This is a genomic window from Aquamicrobium sp. YD-1-mutant5 (assembly GCF_059509755.1).
Map to the genome: position 1 here is coordinate 116,814 of NZ_JCAKKP010000003.1, position 20,315 is coordinate 137,128.

Annotated in this window: 18 protein-coding genes, 1 tRNA gene and 2 pseudogenes; 13 read left to right on the plus strand and 8 right to left on the minus strand. The window is 59.0% G+C overall.

Features of this window, described 5'->3' with window-relative positions:
* Positions 1–81: 81 nt before the first annotated feature.
* Together rplU and AC5XE7_RS04830 are read right to left on the minus strand one after the other, a co-directional pair.
* Positions 82–501: pseudogene (gene rplU / locus AC5XE7_RS04825) on the minus strand (50S ribosomal protein L21); the annotation flags it as partial.
* 102 nt (positions 502–603) lie between these two features.
* Positions 604–825: a hypothetical protein gene (locus AC5XE7_RS04830; protein ID WP_495365040.1), complete on the minus strand. Its 222-nt coding sequence runs from the start codon at positions 823–825 to the stop codon at positions 604–606.
* A gap of 99 nt (positions 826–924) precedes the next feature.
* On the opposite strand from AC5XE7_RS04830, the gene AC5XE7_RS04835 reads away from it, so the two are divergent.
* Positions 925–1,014: transfer RNA gene (locus AC5XE7_RS04835), tRNA-Ser, on the plus strand.
* Here AC5XE7_RS04835 and AC5XE7_RS04840 read toward each other — a convergent pair.
* From AC5XE7_RS04840 to AC5XE7_RS04860, 5 genes and pseudogenes are all read right to left on the minus strand, one after another.
* A pseudogene (locus tag AC5XE7_RS04840) lies at positions 985–2,613 on the minus strand (recombinase family protein); the annotation flags it as partial. The gene AC5XE7_RS04835 and the pseudogene AC5XE7_RS04840 sit on opposite strands and share 30 nt — an antisense overlap.
* Positions 2,614–2,655: 42 nt before the next feature.
* Positions 2,656–2,988 (minus strand): type II toxin-antitoxin system HicB family antitoxin, encoded by a 333-nt coding sequence (locus AC5XE7_RS04845; protein ID WP_012090880.1) that lies wholly within the window; start codon positions 2,986–2,988, stop codon positions 2,656–2,658.
* A complete protein-coding gene (locus AC5XE7_RS04850) occupies positions 2,985–3,239 on the minus strand; it encodes a type II toxin-antitoxin system HicA family toxin (protein WP_495365041.1) in 255 nt (84 codons plus the stop codon). The genes AC5XE7_RS04845 and AC5XE7_RS04850 overlap by 4 nt, the downstream gene beginning before the upstream one ends.
* 16 nt (positions 3,240–3,255) lie before the next feature.
* Complete coding sequence (locus tag AC5XE7_RS04855; protein WP_495365042.1) at positions 3,256–3,558, minus strand: hypothetical protein; 303 nt, start codon at positions 3,556–3,558, stop codon at positions 3,256–3,258.
* Positions 3,548–3,775 (minus strand): helix-turn-helix transcriptional regulator, encoded by a 228-nt coding sequence (locus AC5XE7_RS04860; RefSeq protein WP_495365043.1) that lies wholly within the window; start codon positions 3,773–3,775, stop codon positions 3,548–3,550. The genes AC5XE7_RS04855 and AC5XE7_RS04860 overlap by 11 nt, the downstream gene beginning before the upstream one ends.
* A gap of 380 nt (positions 3,776–4,155) precedes the next feature.
* Here AC5XE7_RS04860 and AC5XE7_RS04865 point away from each other — a divergent pair, with 380 nt between their 5' ends.
* Entirely contained in the window at positions 4,156–4,707 is a 552-nt protein-coding gene (locus AC5XE7_RS04865; RefSeq protein WP_495365044.1) for a GNAT family N-acetyltransferase, read from the plus strand.
* Positions 4,708–4,872: 165 nt separating this feature from the next.
* Here the strand turns inward: AC5XE7_RS04865 and traA are convergent, their stop codons facing one another.
* Entirely contained in the window at positions 4,873–7,866 is a 2,994-nt protein-coding gene (gene traA / locus AC5XE7_RS04870; protein WP_495365045.1) for a Ti-type conjugative transfer relaxase TraA, read from the minus strand.
* A 171-nt stretch (positions 7,867–8,037) separates the two neighbouring features.
* Here traA and AC5XE7_RS04875 point away from each other — a divergent pair, with 171 nt between their 5' ends.
* The 11 genes from AC5XE7_RS04875 (at position 8,038) to AC5XE7_RS04925 (ending at position 20,231) form a co-directional block, all read left to right on the plus strand.
* Positions 8,038–8,364 carry a conjugal transfer protein TraD gene (locus tag AC5XE7_RS04875; RefSeq protein ID WP_495365514.1) on the plus strand — a complete coding sequence of 109 codons (327 nt, stop codon included), beginning with the start codon at positions 8,038–8,040 and terminating at the stop codon, positions 8,362–8,364.
* A gap of 1 nt (position 8,365) precedes the next feature.
* Entirely contained in the window at positions 8,366–8,632 is a 267-nt protein-coding gene (locus AC5XE7_RS04880) for a conjugal transfer protein TraD (protein ID WP_495365046.1), read from the plus strand.
* A 199-nt stretch (positions 8,633–8,831) separates the two neighbouring features.
* Positions 8,832–9,029 carry a type II toxin-antitoxin system Phd/YefM family antitoxin gene (locus AC5XE7_RS04885; protein WP_204951511.1) on the plus strand — a complete coding sequence of 66 codons (198 nt, stop codon included), beginning with the start codon at positions 8,832–8,834 and terminating at the stop codon, positions 9,027–9,029.
* A gap of 265 nt (positions 9,030–9,294) precedes the next feature.
* Entirely contained in the window at positions 9,295–10,653 is a 1,359-nt protein-coding gene (locus AC5XE7_RS04890) for a DNA cytosine methyltransferase (RefSeq protein WP_495365047.1), read from the plus strand.
* Positions 10,653–11,072: a very short patch repair endonuclease gene (locus AC5XE7_RS04895; RefSeq protein ID WP_495365048.1), complete on the plus strand. Its 420-nt coding sequence runs from the start codon at positions 10,653–10,655 to the stop codon at positions 11,070–11,072. The genes AC5XE7_RS04890 and AC5XE7_RS04895 overlap by 1 nt, the downstream gene beginning before the upstream one ends.
* 50 nt (positions 11,073–11,122) lie before the next feature.
* Positions 11,123–12,547, plus strand: coding sequence for an ATP-binding protein (locus AC5XE7_RS04900; RefSeq protein WP_495917697.1), 1,425 nt, complete (start codon positions 11,123–11,125; stop codon positions 12,545–12,547).
* Entirely contained in the window at positions 12,544–15,225 is a 2,682-nt protein-coding gene (locus AC5XE7_RS04905) for a Z1 domain-containing protein (RefSeq protein WP_495365050.1), read from the plus strand. The genes AC5XE7_RS04900 and AC5XE7_RS04905 overlap by 4 nt, the downstream gene beginning before the upstream one ends.
* Positions 15,218–16,189 (plus strand): PD-(D/E)XK motif protein, encoded by a 972-nt coding sequence (locus tag AC5XE7_RS04910; RefSeq protein ID WP_495365051.1) that lies wholly within the window; start codon positions 15,218–15,220, stop codon positions 16,187–16,189. Before AC5XE7_RS04905 ends, AC5XE7_RS04910 begins: the two co-directional genes overlap by 8 nt.
* Complete coding sequence (locus tag AC5XE7_RS04915; RefSeq protein WP_495365052.1) at positions 16,190–18,256, plus strand: AIPR family protein; 2,067 nt, start codon at positions 16,190–16,192, stop codon at positions 18,254–18,256.
* 158 nt (positions 18,257–18,414) lie between these two features.
* Positions 18,415–19,092 carry a hypothetical protein gene (locus AC5XE7_RS04920; RefSeq protein WP_495365053.1) on the plus strand — a complete coding sequence of 226 codons (678 nt, stop codon included), beginning with the start codon at positions 18,415–18,417 and terminating at the stop codon, positions 19,090–19,092.
* Between the two features lie 227 nt (positions 19,093–19,319).
* The gene (locus tag AC5XE7_RS04925) at positions 19,320–20,231 is read left to right on the plus strand and encodes a hypothetical protein (RefSeq protein ID WP_495365054.1); all 912 of its coding nucleotides are present in this window, start codon (positions 19,320–19,322) and stop codon (positions 20,229–20,231) included.
* Positions 20,232–20,315 lie beyond the last annotated feature (84 nt).

Genomic DNA, 20,315 nt, shown 5'->3' on the forward strand with positions numbered 1-20,315 from the left:
CGCCTGCAATCTCTATGAACGCGTTGGCGTTCCGTTTCAAGCCTGCAAGGACGGCAAAAACCGCCCTGCCGTTGCTTACTCTGCTGCCGCGTCCTCGGCCTTGGCCTTCTTAGGCGCTGCCTTTTCCTTCTTCGGCGCGTCTTCCTTGGCCTCGGCCTTGGCAGCCGCCTTCTTGGAAGGCTTGGCGCCACCGGTCAGGATCTCGGAGATCCGCACGGTGGTGAGAAGCTGGCGGTGGCCGATCTTGCGGCGCGAATTCTGGCGACGGCGCTTCTTGAACGCAATGACGGTGCGGGACTTGCCCTGCGCCACGATCTCGGCGGCGACGATGGCGCCTTCCACGAGCGGCGCGCCGATGACGACATTCTCGCCCTCGCCATGCGCCAGAACCTGGCCGATTTCGACGATATCGCCGACTTCGCCCGAAACCTTCTCGATCTTAAGCACGTCGTTGGCGGCTACGCGATACTGCTTGCCGCCCGTTTTGATGACTGCGAACATTTTTTGCCTTTCGCTGTTCGGTCGGCCTTGTTGATCCGCTTTGGTTCCGGTTGGCCCTGCAGGGCGCTTGATGCCGGAGCTTGTGGATCGGCCGTCTTTTTGTCAGTCTGCGGGTTCAATAGACAACAGGCGCGGACCACAGCCCACGCCGATTGCGCGCCGTCCGTAGACGATGCTCAGGGCGAAGTCAAGGAAAATGCCCTTGGCCGGCCAGCCGGAACGCTCCAGCCAGCTAACACCTTGCGCGGCTTGCCGGACGAACCACAAGAGCCTTACGCCATCCCCTTCACTCATCCCGCCCACGGCTTGTACGCCGTCCGGCATGAAAAACGAAAACCTTTCCGAAGACGCCTTATTGGCCCTTGTATCGGAACGCGACTGCCGTTATCTAGTGCGCCGCTGGCAACGGCCGACCACACTTGCGGAGAAGTGGCAGAGTGGTTGAATGCACCGCACTCGAAATGCGGCATGGGTGCAAGCCCATCGGGGGTTCGAATCCCTCCTTCTCCGCCATTTCAGTCCCTGAGTGGGCACTGAGTTTACGCCACTTCCCGCCACAAGCGTCTGTAGCAGCCGGGACTTCGATCCCATGATGCGAACCTCGCCGTCTGCGACCTCAACGCGCTGCGCGAGTGCGCGCAGGTGGTCGCGGCGATAGCCGCCACCTTCCAGCCGGATACGGTCGCGGGCGGTTGCGGCGAACTTGCGCAGCATCTGCGGCGTTACCGCCTTCTGTCCTGTATTCTGGAGCATGGCCTGCGCTCGGTCGGCGTCGGCCTTGGCCTGATCGCGGATCGCTTTGAGGCCGTCGATGCGGTCTTTCAGCGCCGGGTCATCCAGATTGGCAACACCTGCCTCGATGGCGTCATAGAGCCGCTTGAGGCGCAGCTCCGATTCGGCGGCGCGCTTGTTCAGCTCGGCGATATGCTCGCGGCGGCGCTCGGCGTGTTCCTCCCTGCGGTCCAGCGCGGCGGCAAGGACGGTTTCCAGCCGCTCGGGTTGGAGTATCTGGCCCTCAAGGTGATTGACGACCAGATCGTCCAGCTTCTCCATCGGCACGGCCATGCCCTCGCAGGCGGTCGGCCCCTGCCGTGCCTTCATTGAGCAAGCGTAATAGCGATAGCGTCCGCCCTTGCCGGTGCGGATGGTCATGGCCCCGCCGCACTTCGCGCAATGGATCAGGCCGGTCAGCATGGTCGGGCCGCTGATGACGCGGGAGGGCATGACCTTGGGATTGCGGGCCTTGAGCAGCTTCTGAACCGCCTCGAAGGTCTCCTTGTCGATGATCGGCGGGACCGGCACGACGACGACCTCGGTTTTGGGCTTCAATTCCTTGGTCTTGGTCCGCTTGTTGAACTCGTGCTCGCCCATATAGGTGCGCCGGGTCAGGATGCGGTGAACCTGACCGATGCCCCATCGCCCGCCGTCGCGGGTGAAGATGCGACGACTGTTGAGATAGGAGACGATGTTCTTCACGCCCATCTGGCCGGTCGTGCCGTCGCCTTCCAAGGCAAGGCGATAGATCAGCCGCACGGTGTCTGCGTGGAGCGGGTCGATTTCCAGCTTCTTCTTGGTCTTGGCTCCGCGCTGCTCGGCGGCGACGGTGCGATAGCCGATAGGGGGAAGCGAGCCATTCCAGAAGCCTTGCCGCGCGTTCTCCTTCAAGGCGCGCATGACGTGCTTGGCGTTTTCCTTGGACTGGTATTCATCGAACAGGGCCATGATCTGCCGCATCATGACGTGCATGGGGTCATCGCCCATTTCCTGTGTGATCGAAACCAGCTTCACGCCGTTCTTCGCCAGCTTGCGGACATAGAACTCAAGCTCGAAGTGATCCCGGAAGAACCGGCTGAACGAATGGACCACGACAACATCGAAGGGCGCGGGCTTGGACGTTCCGGCCTCGATCATGCGCTGGAACTCCGGGCGGCGGTCGTTGGTCGCCGATGCGCCGGGTTCGATGAAGGTTTCGACCAGTTGCAGATTGCGGGCCTCGCAATAGGCTTCGCCCTGCCGCTTCTGATCGGGGATGGAAACGTCATGCTCGGCCTGCCGCGCCGTCGAAACGCGCAGATAAAGGGCGGCGCGTAGCTGCACGGTGGAAGCGGTCATGGCGATGTCTCCATTCAAACTCGGTCGAACCGAATGAAGCCGCTATTCAGCGGCCTCCCGGATCGTCCCGACGATCCATTCATTCAGGCTCTTGCCCGATGCTGCTGCGGCAATGACTGCTGCGGCATGGTCGTCAGGCGTGAGGCGGACATTGAACTTGCCAGAGAACTTCCGACGCGGCTCGATGCCCTTCTCCCGGCACATTTCGAGATAGACGGCCAGCGACTTGCGGCCTTCCTCGATCAAATCGTGGACGCTCTCGGCATAGAAGTCGGCCCCACCGTTCAGGCCGACAAACTCGCCGCGCAGCATCTGAATCTCGGGATCGAAAGCGATAACCGCCTTCTCGCCATTGATTTCAACGACATTGTTCATGGCTTTACTCCGTGTTCGTCCAGCCATTTTCGGATGCTGGCAACCGCACCTTTGTCCGTATCCGGTGAGGGATGCGGGCGATGAAAGACGCGCACTTCGCCGAACAGGAACACGCCGACGCGCGAACCTTCCCGCTCGCTGACTTCCGCCCCGAGGGCTACAAACAGCGCCTCTATGTCGGCCCAGCGGATCGAACCGTTGACCGGGCGGGTGAAGATCAGTTCCAGCGTGGCTCTGTGACGCTTTTTCATGGAGTATCCAGTATCATTATTTAGTACCGTTTTCAAGATCGATTTCGATCCCGGCGCCAGGTGATCCGCCGTCGGGGTCAAAGAGTTCATCGAACAGGTCGCCGAACCATCGCTCGAATACCTCGATCTCGGCCTCCGTGACCGGAACGGGATCGGGCCAGTCGTCGGTGACGGTCCATGTGCTGAGGTCGTGCTTGGGCGGCCTGCCGGGGAACGGCCACGGATAGCCCAGCAATTCCTCAAGCTTCTCCGACGCCGTAGGCGGTCGTTTGGTGCGCCGGGAACGGGATGCCGTCACCGGCTTGCGGTCAGAAGTCATCGAGGAAGTCAAATTCGTTGAACGAACGCTGCCGCCATCCGGCAGGGTTAGCGACCCAGTGATTGATGTCGGATTCTTTCCAACCCGCGCCGTTGGCGCTGATCTTGATCTGGGCTGGAAAGGTGCCTTCGGCGATCTTGCGGTAGATGGTAGACCGGGACAGCCCGGTGCGGGCGAGAACGGTCTTGAGACGGACGATACGGTCTGGTTGACGCACGGCTGTGCTGCCTCCTGCTGGTTGTTTCTGACGATTGCAGAGACCAGTGAGGGCAACGAATTATTGTTGTGCAATAGATATTTAGCTGTCGTAGTAGTGTAGCGTAGAATCGGCGGTAAATAGGATGGTTCTACAGTCCGGGACGCCGACCTCTGCCAAGGTCGATACCGTGGGTGAAGGCCAATTCCTGACCGCGCCTCCGACCTGATTCGAGTTTACGCTTGCGGTTTTCGAGCAGGGATTCGAGATACTGATCGCGTCCTGCTCCGGCATCATGATGGGGTGCGCCATAACGGGGAGGCAGCAGCCTCTTGGCCTCCCTACCCGCGACTGTTGCAGGTTTTGGGATTTTCGCGACAGTCTACTATAGAGGAGAACGAATGTTGACGGGATTGATAATTCGGCAAACGAACGACAGCGATTTGAATTCTATTCTGGAAATTCATGAAAAGGCGTTCAACAATCTAAAGGAACCAGAGCTGGTCAAGAACCTTTTGAGTGACCCAAGCTCGCTGCCTCTAATTTCTCTCATCGCCGAACGTGATGGAAAAGCTGTTGGGCATATCCTGTTTACCGCTGCAACGCTGACTGGATCGTCAGAACCTTGCCTGCTCTCTTTGCTCGCCCCTTTGGCAATAATCCCTGATGCGCAAGGAGCTGGTATCGGTCAAGCATTGGTGCATGAAGGTCTGGCCCACGCAAAAGCATCCGGCCGCCAAATAGTTTTTGTGCTCGGTCATCCGGGATACTATCCAAAATGTGGTTTCATTCCGTCTGCCGGCGATCTGGGATTTGAAGCACCTTATCCGATCTCTGAAAAGGACGCCCCGGCATGGATGGTGATCCCGCTTGAGGATCGTGCGCTCGACCGTTTCGAGGGGAAAGTAAATTGCGCTAACGCGTTGAACCGGCCGGAATACTGGCGCGAATGACAGGAAATCCCGCGAAGTGGACTTGTTTGTCGCGTAACTCCTAAAACCCGCGACAGGTCGGCTGTCCCCGAAAAATCAGTGGTTTTCGTGTCGCATGTCTTTGTTGTAGGACGCGAACGACCCGCGAGATGATGTGCGACAATTGGGCGAGCCGACAGTCCGGTCCTACAATCCGATGCCGCGCCCCCTGCCGAGGCCGTGACTGAGGGCGAGTTGTCGGCCAAGCCTCATCCCTGAGTCGAAATCCATGCTGATGCCGAGTTGCTTCTTGCGGCCTTCGAGCAAAGATTCCATCTGCGGGTCGCGTTCGAGGCTCATTGCCATGTTGCCCATCTCTGCCCGCGCAGCGTGATAGCCGGAATAGTTGCCCGCCGCATACTGGCGTTCGCCGGTCTGCCTGAGGTCTCGAAAGCGTTCCACGAAACGGTCGGCGCGTAGGTCGGGGTTCTTGCGCATCTCGGCTTCCAGTTGCAGGGCGCGCCTGGCGGGCGCGGCGCGATCAGGATCGCCAGACGCGACATCCGTCGCAAACTCGGGATTCCGTTTATAAACGGCCTCGGCATCGCGGGAAGCGTGAGGGTAGTGCTTATCCAAGGCCGCGCGGGCTTCGTGCAATTCCTGTATCTGTCCGGGCGTTGCCGCGATGCCTCGGTCCTGCGTATCGAAGATCACATCCACGGCACGGGCATGGCGAACGAACGCCTGCCCGGCGCTCGCGCGACGCAACAGTTCTTCCGGTTCGATGCCGCTCTTGCGTGACGTGACTTCAAGGTCGCGCTGCACCTCCCGCCTTGCGGCTTCCCTGTCCGCCCCTGCGGGCACATGCTCACCGGGAGAGCGCAGGCTGTCGATATAATCGTCTATGGCATCGCGCAGCCGCTCGGGCATGAGTTTGCGCATGATCTGGGCGACACGGACACGGAAGGTGATGCCGCGCCGCTCGGCATAGTCCTGCGCCGGGTCGATCTGCTCGTAGTCGGTCGCCATGTCCTTGGCCCGGTCCCGCGACAGGGTGCCGATGAGCTTGCCCTGACCGGCGAAGTCGTCACGGCCATAATGCAGGTCCATGCCGTCGCGGTGACGCGACAGGGCGACATAGCTGCCGTGCGCGTCCATGCCCGGCGTTGCCAGCACATGCGTCCGATCCACGGTCATGCCTTGCGCCTTGTGGATCGTGGCGGCATAGCCGTGGTCGATGCGGTCATAGTCTTTCAGATCGAACGAGATGCCGCGCCCGTCATCGGTGCGAACCGACATGGATTGCTGGCTGACCTGTTCGATGGTGCCGAGCGTGCCGTTCTTCACGCCAAGGCTGCGCTCGTTTTGCAGGAACATCACGCGATCCCCGGCGGCGAAGCTGCGTTCACCGCGCTCGACGGTGACGCGCACATCCTCGCCAAGATCGCCGGCCTCCCGCATCCGGTCGCGGGCGGCTTCGTTGAGTTCCCGAACCTCGGCATTGGTGTGGGTGAGGATGATGCGGCGGCTGTCCGGTGCCGCCTGCCGGTTCCGGTCCCAGCCGTCGATCAGATCGTCGCGCGCCTGTTCCCGGCTTTGTGCCTCATGCACCATGCCATGCGCGTCATAGGCATGAATCGCTGCGCCCGTCCTGCCGGTCGCCAGATCGCGGGTCGCGTCTCGCTGCCAATCCTCGCGTTGGCGGCGCACTGTTTCGATCTCGACGCCGCCGTGGCGCTCGTGAATGGAACGGAAGGCCGCACCCGCCTCGATGGATTGCAACTGCTGCGGATCGCCGACCAGCACGACCTTTGCGCCAGCTTCCGCCGCGTGGGACAGGACGCACTCCAACTGGCGGGTGCCGACCATGCCTGCCTCGTCGATGACAAGCACATCGCGGCTGGTGAGCATGTCGCGGCCCTGCGCCCAGCCATGTTCCATGCTGGCGATGGTGCGGGATGCGATGCCCGATCCGCCTGCCAGATTCTCGGCGGCGATGCCAGACAGGGCAACGCCGCGAACCTCATAGCCCGATGCTTCCCAAGCCTCGCGGGCAACGCCAAGCATGGCGCTCTTTCCCGTTCCGGCATAACCTACGACAATGCCAAGGTCGCGTCCGTTCGTGACATGCGCCAGCGCATCGGCCTGCTCGCCCGACAGGACAAGGCCACGCTGTTCGGCGCGGGCAAGCGCGTCGAGTCTGTCTTTCTCGCTGACCTCATGCCGTTCCCTCTCGGCCATGAGTTCCGCCGCACGATGCAGGCGCTGTTCGGCCTCGATCATGTCTCGGGTGGTGAACCTGTCTTCACCGCGCACGTCCTGCCCAAGCTCGACCAGATCGGGAGCGTTGCGCATCGCACCCATGACCTCGTTGAACTGGTCGATGCCGTCGCTGTGCCGGTGCGCAAACTTCGCCATGTCGCGTCGCGTGAAGGTCGATTGCTGCTGCGTGATCGCGTCCAGCGCCACGGAAGGATCGGCGATGATCCGTTCGCCATTGTTGCGCGCGATCTCGCGGTGCATGTCGGCGCGGTCGGCAGCGTTGATGCCTTCGCCCTCGATCCGCTGCGCGGGTGCGCCGATCTGGCTTTGCGGCTCAAGCCCAATGCCCTGCGCTTCAAGGCTGCGGTGGTCGATACGGGCGTCAATATCGAGTTCGGCTAGACGTTCGTTGACATGTTCGGCCCAACGCTCGCGCCAACGCTCGACCATCCCCGTACGGTTCCAGTCCCGCACTTTTGGCCCGAAACCGTTCTCGTCCACGCTGCGCATGGTGAGCATGACATGAGCATGGGGTTTCGGCATCCCGTCCTCGCCGATGTCCCAATGCACATTCAGATCGGCGATCATGCCCTGATCGACAAATTCGGACTGCGCGAAGTCGCGGGCAAGCTCGATCCCCTGCGCCTGCGTCATCTCGCGCGGAATGGCGAACTCGACCTCGCGGGCAAGCTGCGCGTCCTTCCTGACCTCGAACGCCTCTACATCGTTCCAGAGCCGTTCGCGGTCGCTCCACGCCTCCGGTGCATTCTCTGGCAACAGCACCTCGGAATGAACGACGCCGCGCTTGTTGGAAAAGTCCTGTACGCGGTCGATGCGCTCGTCACGCATCCGCGAGGCCGAGCGGTAGGCGGCGGAGGCCACCGCGCTCGACCCGGCCTTGCGGCCAATGACCTTGACGTGAAGATGATAGATCGCCATCGCGATCAAGCATTGCCACGGTCAAGCGCACGTCGGAACGACGTATAAGCGCGCCCTCCCTCGAAAAAATCTCGGAATGGACCGGGCCGTGCCAGACCGTCCCGGCAACAATACTGCGTTCTGTCGCCTCCGCAACTATCATCGCTCCATCAACAGCTTATGGAGATGACGATGCGCAAGCCACGGGACTACGATGCGGAATTGAAGGCGCTGGAAGACAAGGCGCGGGAACTGAAAACCCGCAAGGTGCAGCAGTTTGGCGAACTGGTGATCGCCACCGGGGCCGACAACCTCACCGTCGACAAACTGGCCGGTGCGTTGGTCGTGCTGGCGGAAACCACAGATGCCGGAAAGAGGGAGGCATGGGCCAAGCGCGGGGCCGCGTTCTTTCAAGGAAAGTCGCGGCGAACTCCACCAACGCCTGACCGCGACACTGGCGGCGCTCCGGCGCAAGCGGGCGGCGCGCAACCGGCATCAGGCACAACGGGCACGGCATGATATGCGCACATGGCAGGTCGAGCGCCGCAAGCGCACGAAGCACCTGATCGAGCTTGGCGGTCTCGTCGTCAAAGCCGGAGTGGTTGACCTGACCGGCGACGACCGCGCCACCATCCTCGGCGCGATGATCTGGATCGCCGAAAAGCTCAAGAGCGACGACGCCGAACGCGCACGATTGCTCTGGGCCGAAAAGGGGAAAGAAACATTCGCGGTGGACCGCGATGGCGGGGCTTTCGCCGCCGCGCTGAACCAACACGATGGGGCGTGACCGATGGCGGGCGGCGCGGAGACCCTACATATCGCAGCGCCGCCCGCCATCGCGCTGCATCACCGCGCCAATGCAGCATGTACGCGTCCTATTTCTCGACGTTGACACGGGTGAAATCACTTCATCGATCGCCACAACAATGGCATTGCGAGCGCGCATGAAATAGCTAAAATAGCTTATCCTCTGTGGGGCTGATCACATGAAAACCATGTCTGCCAAAGATGCCAAAAACAGCTTCGGCCTGTTGTTGGATCAAGCCAGAGCAGAGCCAGTTCAGGTGGAGAAGCATGGTCGGCCAGTTGTGGTCGTCATGAGCGTTGAGGCGTTCGAGAAGCTTTCCAGCGCCCGCGCAAAAGGGAGGCAAGTTTCCGAACGGCAAAGGCCGGAAGAAGGCTGAAGTCAATATGTATGCCGGTGGGCGAACGAGAGCAGAAATGTTGGTATGTGGGCGTGAGCACAGGGGGCAGGCCCAACAGCGGTTTCCGGCTTACAAAGTAGTCGATCTCTTTGCGGGGCCTGGGGGCCTAGGGGAAGGCTTCGCTTCAAGCATTGACGAGAAAGGGTGCTCTCGTTTCACCAGCGTCGTATCGATTGAGCGGGACGAGTTTTCACATCAGACCCTTCTCCTGCGGCACTTCATCAGGCAGTTCCCGGAAGGCGAAGTGCCTGATGACTACTATGCGTTTCTCGCCGGAGATATTTCCCGCGACCAGCTTTACCGGCGCTATCCAGCCGCGCATCGTCATGCGGCATCGTCCGCTCTACGGATTTCGCTCGGCCCAGAGTCTCACGGGCAGGTGCAGGAGATTATTCGCGGGCGGATCGGTGGAAGTCGTCGATGGGCGCTTGTTGGAGGTCCTCCCTGTCAAGCTTATTCGCTTGTCGGGCGCTCTAGGATGATGGGCCGATCTGATTTTGAGAAGGACGAGCGCCACACGCTCTACCTCGAATATCTCAGGATCATTGCCGATCACCGCCCGCCTGTGTTCGTGATGGAGAATGTAAAAGGTCTGCTTTCTGCGACCATAGAAGGCAAATCGGCAATCGCGCGGATTGTACGTGATCTTTCCCGTCCGAATACCGCTATTCCTGACGCTCCGAGCGACCTGACATACAGGCTGTATTCACTGACCGAAGAGGATATGGCGGACGAGGAAGTGGACCCTCGCCTGTTTGTCGTGCGCGCAGAAGAATACGGCATCCCTCAGGCTCGGCATCGCATGTTCATTGTCGGCATCCGTAGTGACCTGAACGTCCGCCCCGGAGTGCTGAAGAAGATGGCGGCTCCGACCGTGCAGGAGACGATAGGATCGCTTCCATCCATACGTAGCGGTCTATCCAAGGAGAAGGACAGTGCGACAGCCTGGCTGAGTGAATTGCGGGCCATATCGAGCATGAATGTCCGCCGTCAGTTGAACGGCGCGACCTACGCAGGCGAGGTCGCCCGTGCTCTCGATTTCCATAATCTGATCGAGGTGAAATCGCCCCGCGCAGTCTCGTCCACGCGCTATCCTATGCGCAGGCCCGCGCATGACGTGTTGCGCAGCCTTTACGACGAGCGGCTTTCGGTGCTGACTGCGCACGAAGCGCGCAGCCATATGGCCTCTGATCTCAGGCGTTATCTTTACGCCGCCACCTTCGCGCAGAAGACAGGACGCAGCCCCAAGCTGGCGGATTTTCCCGAAGGCCTGTTGCCGGAGCACAGGAATGTCGAGCTTGGCCGCACTGGCAAGATGTTTTCGGATCGCTTCCGGGTGCAACTGGCGGATCACGTCTCCACCACCATCACGTCCCATATCTCAAAGGATGGACACTATTTCATCCATTACGATCCAGCGCAGTGCCGCAGCCTCACCGTGCGGGAGGCGGCACGTCTTCAGACATTCCCCGACAATTACTTTTTCGCCGGGCCACGCACAGCCCAGTACCATCAGGTCGGAAACGCCGTCCCGCCGCAGCTTGCAAAGCAGATTGCGGAAATCGTGGCGCAGGTGCTCGATTCCATCCGAGAAGACCGTTGATGGCAGATACGATCACGCGCGAACGGCGAAGCTGGAACATGTCCCGCATAAAGGGGCGAGATACCGGCCCGGAATTGCGGCTTCGTTCGCTGCTGCATCATGCGGGCTTCAGGTTCAGGCTTCACGCGAAGGAGCTTCCCGGCAAACCTGATATCGTCCTGCCGAAATACCGCGCGGCGATATTCGTCCACGGATGCTTTTGGCATCGCCACGACGGGTGTCGTAATGCCACGATGCCTTCGACCAGAACAGAATTCTGGAAGTCCAAATTTGATTCCAATGTAGATAGGGACGAGCGCAACCGAGCCGCCCTCAAGGCGGCGGGATGGACTGTCTTCACGGTATGGGAATGTGAGCTGAAAAGCGATGCGCCCAGCGTGGTGGAAAAACTTTCCTATGATATCCGTGAGGCGGGCTGATGGCACGAAATATCCCGCTTCCGCCAAGTGCGGCCTGTCTCTCTGCCTCAATGCGCGATCTGGGCTATTCGCTTGAAGCTGCGGTTGCAGACCTTATCGACAACAGCATCTCCGCCGATGCGTCGAAGATCGATATCTTCTGTGAACCATCAGTTCCGCAGCCCATCCTCGTCATCCTTGATGACGGGCGTGGCATGGACGCAGCCGAGCTTTTAGCGGCCATGCGGCACGGGGCCGCAAACCCGCGCATGGAACGGTCTCCTAAAGACCTGGGCCGGTTCGGTCTCGGTCTCAAAACCGCCTCTTTCTCACAATGCCGCTCCCTCACCGTGGTGAGCACGAAGGATGGCAGCCTGTCAGGGGCTGAATGGAACCTCGACGTTATTGACCAGGCGGATGACTGGATTCTCAGCATCCTCGACGAAAAGGATATCGCAGCTCTGCCCTATGTGGACCATCTTGGCGCACACGGCACCGCCGTCATCTGGCGGGAAATGGATCGACTGCTGGAAGATGAAACCGGCAACCGCCGGGATGAGATCGTAAATGAGAAGCTGGACGTGCTGGAAAAGCATCTGGCACTCGTCTTCCACCGTTTTCTTGCCGGTGAAATCCGGGGGCGGGGCCGCATTGCGATCAAGGTGAACGGGCATCCCGTCGAAGCCTTTGATCCCTTCTGCCGCAAAAACACCCACACCAGACATCTGCCGGAAGAGATTGTACGGATCGGATCGGCAGCGGTGCATCTGCAACCGTACATCTTGCCACACCATTCAAACCTGACGGCGCGCGAATATGATTTCTATCAGAACCGCAGCGACTTCATCTCCAATCAGGGTGCGTACATCTACCGCAACGGAAGGCTGATGGCGTGGGGCGACTGGTTCCGGCTGATACCGAAGGGAGAAGCGACCAAGCTGGCCCGCGTTCAGATCGACTTTCCAAACAGCCTCGATGAGGCGTGGACCATCGACATCAAGAAGTCGCGATCCCGTCCGCCGCTGCCGGTACGGGAACGGCTCCGGCAGATTATCGCTCAGGTTTCAGGGGCAAGCACCACCGTTCATCGGGGGCGCGGCCAGAAGCTTTTCCATGAAGTCACCGCGCCGCTGTGGGAGCGATATGCCGACAAGACCGGCATCCGGTATGCCCTGAACAGGACGCATCCGCTGGCACAGCGCCTGCACGAGAAACTGGACGGCGAAGGTGTGCGCCACCTCGACCTTCTACTGGAAGCCGTTTCGGCATCGCTGCCCGTCGAGATGATCTACTCAGATTATTCGACGCACCCTCGCGACGTGAGCCAGATGCCGCCAGTCGATGATGTGAAAGACCGCCTTGATGACCTCAGACGCGCCCTGTGGGGTGACGGGCCGGGAGATGCGGATGCATTTAGGGATATTGTCAGATCGACGCGACTCTTTGACGATCACTGGGAGATCGTTGAAAACTACATTCTGGGGGGATTCGCTTGAGTACGCAGAGCGATAAGGAGAAGGTTGTTCTTGCTGCACTGATCGGTGCGTTCGACGATCAGGACGGCCTGCCGTCACGCGACGAGATTGCAGCGAAAGCCGCTCTCCTCGCGCCGCTGCTCGGTTACTCTGGCGATCTTCAGAACATCATCACTGAAGCCGAGACGGCAATACCGTCGCGCATGAACGCGGGCGTTTCACTGATCGATGTCGATGCCGCGCACGACGAGGACTGGATTCACAAGCGCGAGATCGGCACCACTTATGCGGATGCCTATGGTGGCTACCTTCGCGGTCAGGGCTGGAAGCCCACCGTTGTGAACACCCTCCTCAACGCTGACGGTTCAAAAATTCTTGGCCTTCTCCAAGACCCGACCAGCGAAGGCGAATGGAAACGCCGTGGTCTGGTCATCGGCCATGTCCAGTCCGGTAAGACTGCCAACTACATGGGCGTGATCGCGAAGGCTGCCGATGCCGGATACAAGTTCATCATCGTCATTGCGGGCATTCATAACAATCTGCGCAAGCAGACCCAGCAGCGTGTCGATGAAGGGTTTGTTGGTCGGTCCAGCGATCCGGAAAATCGCGTCAACATCGGTGTCGGGCTGGACAGAAACTACCCGAATCCTGTCACACTCACGAACATAAACTCAGATTTCAACAAGCAGACTGCGAATGTCAGTGGCGCACAACTGAACGATTTCAAGAATCCTGTCATTCTTGTGATTAAAAAGAATGTGAAGACGCTTGAAGCTCTGCACATCTGGTTGCGGGAGTTGAATGCGAAAGGGCGCGACCGCATTGCCGATGTCCCAATGCTGGTCATCGACGATGAGGCTGACAACGCATCGATCAACACAAACAAGCCGGACATCAATCCGACCGCCACCAATGCGTGGATCAGGAAGATTCTGCGGCTATTCACCAAGAACTGCTACGTTGGTTACACGGCTACGCCGTTCGCCAACATATTCATCGACCCTGACGCTTTCGACAAGGATGCCTACGAAGAGCTGTTTCCGAGCGACTTTATTCACTCGCTGGACGCGCCGACCACATATTTCGGGCCGGACAAGGTTTTCCTGAACAACGAGAGCAGCAGTGCTATCCTGCGGCAGATCGACGACTGCGAGGAATACCTTCCGTTCGTCCATAAGAACGGTTTTCCGGTCGCGGAACTGCCGCCCAGCCTTTATCGTGCGCTCGATCAATTCATTGTCGCGCGAGCCCTCCGAAACCTCAGAGGTCAGGAGCGGAAACACTGCTCCATGCTGGTCAATGTGTCCCGCTTCGTATCCGTCCAGAAGGAGGTGCGGAGTTTCATCGGACTGCGCCTCGACCGGATGCGGGAGGCCGTGAAAGCCAATTACATGATGCCGGAAGCCGCATCATCGAAAAACGAACACATGGCCCGTCTGCGTGCTGTGTTCGACGCTGAGTTCGCCACCAATGAATTTGGCGGGAGGAACTTCACCTGGGACGAAGTGAAAGGGGTTCTCTGGGGTGTGTTCGAAAATCTGCGCACCTATGTGGTCAACAGCAAGAGCGATGAGGTTCTCGATTTCGCGAGGTACGAGAAGGATGGCATCGGCCTGACCGCAATCGCTATCGGCGGTCTGAGCCTGTCACGCGGCCTGACGATTGAAGGGCTGACAATCAGCTACATGTACCGCAACACCAAGATGTACGACACGCTGATGCAGATGGGGCGCTGGTTCGGTTATCGACCGGGCTACGAGGATGTCTGCCGCGTCTGGCTGCCGAATGACTCGACCAACTGGTATAAGCATATCGCACTGGCATCCGAGGAGCTGCGTCAGCAGATCACGCGGATGCGTCAGGCCGACATGAGTCCAAGGGATTTCGGCCTCTATGTGAAGTCCCATCCAGACAGCCTGATGGTGACTGCCGCCAACAAGATGCGCAGTGGTGAAAAGATCGTTCTCAACCAGAACCTCACTGGCACACTTCAGGAGAGTTGGCTGCTTCCTCTTGATACTAAGATCAACTTGGAGAACGAGGAACTGATCGCGGAATACTGGCGCGACGGGTTTGGCGGCACAGTGCAACCGACAGAAAAGGGGTGGTTTATTCCTGACGTTGATGTCGGGAAGGTGGACGAGTTCCTGTTGCGGTTCAACGCGCATAAATCCGCGAGAAAGAGGAAAGCTGACGCGGTTGAGTATCTGCTCAAGATTGCGCCGAAATTCTCCAAAGCTGATGTTCTGCTTATCTCGAAAGGGCTTGGTGACCCGGAAGCATATCGGCTTGGCGCACAGGACCGGACGGCTGAAAAGGATGCCACGCCTGATAAATGGCAGGTTTCAGGATACCGCGTCGCCAGTCGCGGCGACGAGAAGCTTGGCCTGACTGACGATCAGATTTCCGCCGCGGAGAAGCTGGCGTCCGAGGATGCCAAGTCCAAAAAGAAAAAGCCCTCTGACGTTCATTATCGCATGGTCCGTAAAAAGCCGCTGTTGATGATCCATGTTCTGGAACCGACCGAAAATCCTGCTTTCGCTGGTTACAGGGTTCCCGCATGGGGGCTGAGCTTCCCTGACGGCCTGTACGGAGCCGACTTCGAGATCGAGGTGATCGCCAACAAGGTTTGGATGGAGGAGATGTACGGCTCGATGGACGACGATCCCGACGCCGACGAGGACTATGACGATGAGTAGGTCCGTGCCGTGGGACGCTATTCCGACGCCGGCGGCTGATCTCAGTGTTCTCCGCATCGCGGGAACCACGGGTGTCTCCATCTTCTGGGGACGGGATGCCGGAGGACAGTGCCTGCTGATTATCGAGCTGGATGGCGATCACACCGCACAGCTCCGCCGTGATGTGGTTTCCCTCCATGGTATCGGCGTTGATCTTCGCAACGGTGATCGAGCCGGACAGCAGCGATTTGTTCTCACGCTTGCCCGTCATATCGACAGCGATCTGTTTCTTGGCCTGTGTGAAACCCTCATCGGCAGCCTCAGGGATGTCGCGGACCCGGCGACGGCACTGGCCGTCGCACTTGCCCATCTGCGGCGCTGGAAGGCGTTTCTTGCCGGACGCAATGCCCGCCTGCTTTCACCTGAAGAGATTCGCGGCCTGTTCGGCGAACTGCACGTTCTGCGCCTTCTCTATCAGGACACGCTGCCGCAGATCGCTGCCGTCGATGCGTGGTGCGGTCCCGACGATTGCCATCAGGATTTCATTTTCGGCAACCGGGCCATCGAGGTGAAGTCGCTTTCCGGTCGGGAGCGCAGCACTGTCCGCATTTCGTCCGAGGATCAATTGGAATCGCTTGCCGACGAGCTGTTTCTCCTGACTCAGCGCCTGAGTAGTCAACCCGATGCTGGCCAGGCATTGTCACTGAACGGTATTGTCGGGCTGATCGACAGTGAGCTTGCGGATGCCGGTGCCATCGAGCAGTTTGCCGATAAACTCGCAGGCATGGGGTACGTTCCACTCGCGGAATACGATGCTCCACGCTTCATTGTCGGCGGCCTTCAGGGATACCGCGTGACCGATGGGTTTCCCCGCCTGATCCGCTCGGAGCTGCCACCCGGCATCACCAAGGTTTCCTACGACGTCATGCTGGAAGCGATAGCGCCGTTCTCCTGCGATGAAGCCGATATGTTCCGGAGGCCCTGATTGGAAACGCCCGCCGAAGAGTTCTTCCATGATTTCCGTCAGGATTTGCTGGCCGGGGCCGAGGCGAACGGCAGCTTCCTGCTGGCCGAGTTCATGGATGTCGTGTCCCGCGAGCTGACAGAGACGGGGTTCACGGAAGGCTTCGAGTTCGCGCACTATCGGGCGCAGCGCGGTATGCGCGTGGACGGATACTGGTTCAACGACGAAGGCGTTCTGAACCTTTTCGTGGCGGATTTCGACAGCCGCACTGAGCTGGCATCACTTACCCGTACCGATGTTGATGCCGCGTTCAAGCGTGTGGTCAATTTCTTCGACGCCAGTTTGCGGAAGAATCTGGCGGCTGATCTGGAAATCACGTCGCCGGAATATGGCCTCGCAAGGCAGATCGCGGACAGGAAATCGCTGATCCGGCATCTCAATCTTATTCTCGTTTCCGAGCGTACCTTGAGCGACCGGATTCAGGCGCTGCCAGATGCCGAGACAGCCGGTATCGCAACGAGCTTTCACATCTGGGATATCTCTCGCCTTCACCGCCAGCGCAGTTCCCGTAGCCACAAAGAGGCGCTGGACCTGGACTTCGAGGCTATGTTCGGAACCGGTATACCCTGCCTTCCCGCCCATCTAGGGACAGATGCTTATCAGTCCTATCTCGTCGTCATGCCGGGACCGATCCTTTCGACAATATACGAGAAGTACGGCGCGAGGCTGCTGGAGCAGAACGTCCGCACGTTTCTTCAAGCGAGAGCGAAGGTCAACCAAGGTATCCGCACGACCATCATGACCGAGCCGGGTATGTTTTTCGCCTACAACAACGGCATCACAGCCACAGCCCAGGGGGTCGAAACGAAGCGGACTGGCGACGGACTCCAGATCACCAGGATAACCGACCTTCAGATTGTGAATGGCGGTCAGACCACCGCGTCGCTGTTCCATACCCGCAGGAAAGACAAAGCCGACCTCACGCAGATATTCGTGCAGATGAAGCTGTCCGTCATTGACAACGAGGAGAGCGAGAAGGTCGTTCCGCGTATTTCCGAGTACGCCAATACCCAGAACCGGGTTCAAGCTGCCGATTTCTTCTCAAACCATGCATATCATATCCGTATGGAGGAGTTTTCTCGGCGCCTATGGGCGCCTGCGGGTAAAGGTGCGCAGCGGGAAACCAAATGGTTTTATGAACGCGCCCGTGGTCAGTATGCGGATGCACAGGCCAAACTTACCCCTGCCGAGCAGAAGCGGTTCAAGGCGGAAAATCCGAAGCCGCAGATGCTGACCAAGACGGATCTTGCGAAGTTCGAGAACGTCTGGGATGACCATCCGCGATACGTGAACCTTGGAGCCGAAAAGAATTTCGCCCGCTACGCCGCCCGGATCGGCAAGGAATGGGACAAGTCATCGGACAGCTTCAACGAAGCGTACTTCAAACGCGCCGTTGCGCGAGGGATCATATTCCGTGCGACCGAACGGATTGTGTCAGCGCAGCCGTGGTATAATAACGGCTATCGCGCCAATATCGTCGCCTATACGCTGGCCGTTCTCAGCGAACTGACAAGGCGACAGGAAAAAACTCTTGATTTTCAGCGGGTCTGGAATGCGCAGGCGATAAGTCCTGTCCTCGAAAGCACCATCGCGGTTGTGGCTTCCCGCGTGAACGATGACCTCCTGCGCCCGATGCAGGGTATTTCGAACATTTCGGAATGGGCCAAGCGTGAAGCCTGCTGGACACGGATGCTGGAAAATATGGACGAGTTTGCCGACCTTCTGCCGAATGAGTTCGACGGCGAATGCCTGTCCCGCGACGATCATCTGTCTGAAAAGCGGGCTGCCCGGAATACCCAGAAGTTGGATAACGGCATTGAGGCGCAGACGAAGGTCTTCGCGATCCCGGCGGCCAGATGGATCGCTGTGCATGAAGCGCTTGCTGCCAAGCGTCTGCTGACGCCGAAGGAGATCGGCATATTGAACGTCGCCATGCAGATGCCGATGAAAATCCCGACGGAAAAGCAGTGCGCCGTCCTGTTGGACACCATCGAGAAAGCACGAGCAGAGGGCATCAGCCTTGATTAATGCCCTCGCCTAACAATGGATCAATAAGGAGGCATGTCACTTGACTTTCGAGGATGATCTCACAAGCGCCGATAGCACGATCTGACTCTATGGCACGAAGACCTACCGAGAGCGCGAATATCCCATGGACCGACGACGAGCTTAGGCGATCGGTCGAAGTGTATGTGCTGCTGCTTCGCCTTCAGCTTCACGGTGCGGATGATCGATCCGAGCCGCTTGCGCAGACGCTGTTAAGTGGCGCTCTTGCCCAGAGGAACGACGCAGCGATCCGCTATCGGATGCGCAATATCTCAGCCGTGGTTCAGGAACTTGGCGCTCCCATCCTCAACGATTTCTCTCCTGCCGAAAGCGTTGGGCGGCTCGTCCGTCCGAAAATCAAAGCAATGCTGCTGGAAGATACCGACTTTGCCCGTATCCTAAAGCCCGGCGGTGCAGGAGAAGCTGACACCACATCCAATGCACGCACGGCGCTTCGCATCCTCCGCGATCATATTGAAGACCTTGAGCGCGAACTCGCATGGCGGGGGCACAACGGGCCACCTGACCAAGAAGATCACAGTGCTGAACGTGACCAGCTCCGAAATGCACTGAATGATATAGGAGTGATTGAAAGGGAACTGGAAAAATCTAACCCCGACAAGGAACTTGTAAAATCGCGAACCGCAAAACTGCTCGGTTTGGCCGTCACCTTCGGGAAGTGGTTGGGCGAGCGGACAACGAAGTTCGTTGATGCCGCTCTGGTTGCGGCAGCCCCGGTTGCTGTCGCAAAAGTCACCGGCCTGCTCCCAGCCTTGGTAAACGCTATCGAGGCTGTGTCGAAGGCCATTGCACATTAAGCGGAAGCCCTCTGTAACTGCATAAAATGCGATATTAGAGGGCTATGGCGAAAACGTAGTGCTCATCACTATCGGTCGCCGCCCGCCATCAACTCACATTCTCAGCACCCGTGCAGAAACGGCCCAGCCCTAACCGAGAGCAGGGCATCGTGCCGGGTTGGCATGCGACCGTGATCCGGTTCCATACTTGTCGGGCAAAGTGTCTCCCGATAAATGCGGGATGTTGCATGCCGTTGTCCGTCCTAACTGCGTATCCACCATCGTCACCATCTCAAGGCCTGTTCCAGTTGAACGGCTTTCGTTCACTCAGCCGGCTCCGTGAAAGGGTTTCCATGCGTTCCTGTCTTCGTTTCGGGTTGCTGACCCTTGCCCTTGCCATGCCGATCGAGGGTTTCGCCCAGAATGCGGAAACTTTCACAGCCGCGGATGGATCCTATACGTTCCAGTATCCGCAAGATTTCACGCTGAGCCATATGTTTGCTGACGGAACCGGAGATGTGACGGGTGTCACGGCCTCCTCCATGGACAACGGCGATGTCAGCATCACCCTCCTTGGGCCGCGCGATCCGGGCGACATTGCAGAAGTCAGCGAGCAAAACCAGCAAGCCATTGTCGATGAATTCACAAAGGCCATTGCAGTTCTGTCATCGATCAGGTTCCAGTCGTCGAAGATGACGACGATGCTCGGCCAACCTGCCGTCGACATGGTGTTCACCAACAAGAGGTTCAAAACCGTCGCGATCAACCGTTACGTCTTCACGGTGCACGACGGCAAAGCCTACAATTTCGAGTGCATTTACCGCGAGGACAAGGCAGAGCAATTCGCGCCCGCCTGCGATCTTGCTGTTTCTACCGTCAGCATGCCGGCCGTCCATGCGAGATCATCCGACGATACGGAAGAAGACAGCAGCGCCGGCACATCGGCAGCCGGATCCTGCACCGAACAGGAACTCAACCGTCGCACTGTCGAGGTTACGGAGCTGGCCTCCAGCTTGCTGATGAAGGGTCAGTCACCAGCGGCGATCGCACGGGTGAAAGAGGCGTACGACGCAGCGGCAGGGATCGATGCACGGGCAGGTTCACAGCCGTCCGGACAGGATTGCCTCGACGTCGACGCGATCATCGAAACACTGAGGTAACAGGCTTTTCGGAACATAGAGCATTTCTGCTTTTCTCCGAATCGCAGAAATGCTTTATCTCTTTGTTTTGGCCGCATTTATGCG

Bases quoted from the DNA above. Each gene is read 5' to 3' on its own strand.
- AC5XE7_RS04925 (WP_495365054.1), top strand. From the start codon at position 19,320: ATGCCGTTGTCCGTCCTAACTGCGTATCCACCATCGTCACCATCTCAA.
- AC5XE7_RS04895 (WP_495365048.1), top strand. From the start codon at position 10,653: ATGGCAGATACGATCACGCGCGAACGGCGAAGCTGGAACATGTCCCGC.
- AC5XE7_RS04845 (WP_012090880.1), bottom strand. From the start codon at position 2,988: ATGAACAATGTCGTTGAAATCAATGGCGAGAAGGCGGTTATCGCTTTC.
- traA (WP_495365045.1), bottom strand. From the start codon at position 7,866: ATGGCGATCTATCATCTTCACGTCAAGGTCATTGGCCGCAAGGCCGGG.
- AC5XE7_RS04855 (WP_495365042.1), bottom strand. From the start codon at position 3,558: ATGACTTCTGACCGCAAGCCGGTGACGGCATCCCGTTCCCGGCGCACC.
- AC5XE7_RS04900 (WP_495917697.1), top strand. From the start codon at position 11,123: ATGCGCGATCTGGGCTATTCGCTTGAAGCTGCGGTTGCAGACCTTATC.
- AC5XE7_RS04865 (WP_495365044.1), top strand. From the start codon at position 4,156: ATGTTGACGGGATTGATAATTCGGCAAACGAACGACAGCGATTTGAAT.
- AC5XE7_RS04880 (WP_495365046.1), top strand. From the start codon at position 8,366: ATGCGCACATGGCAGGTCGAGCGCCGCAAGCGCACGAAGCACCTGATC.
- AC5XE7_RS04850 (WP_495365041.1), bottom strand. From the start codon at position 3,239: ATGAAAAAGCGTCACAGAGCCACGCTGGAACTGATCTTCACCCGCCCG.
- AC5XE7_RS04885 (WP_204951511.1), top strand. From the start codon at position 8,832: ATGAAAACCATGTCTGCCAAAGATGCCAAAAACAGCTTCGGCCTGTTG.
- AC5XE7_RS04875 (WP_495365514.1), top strand. From the start codon at position 8,038: ATGCGCAAGCCACGGGACTACGATGCGGAATTGAAGGCGCTGGAAGAC.
- AC5XE7_RS04830 (WP_495365040.1), bottom strand. From the start codon at position 825: ATGCCGGACGGCGTACAAGCCGTGGGCGGGATGAGTGAAGGGGATGGC.
- AC5XE7_RS04910 (WP_495365051.1), top strand. From the start codon at position 15,218: ATGAGTAGGTCCGTGCCGTGGGACGCTATTCCGACGCCGGCGGCTGAT.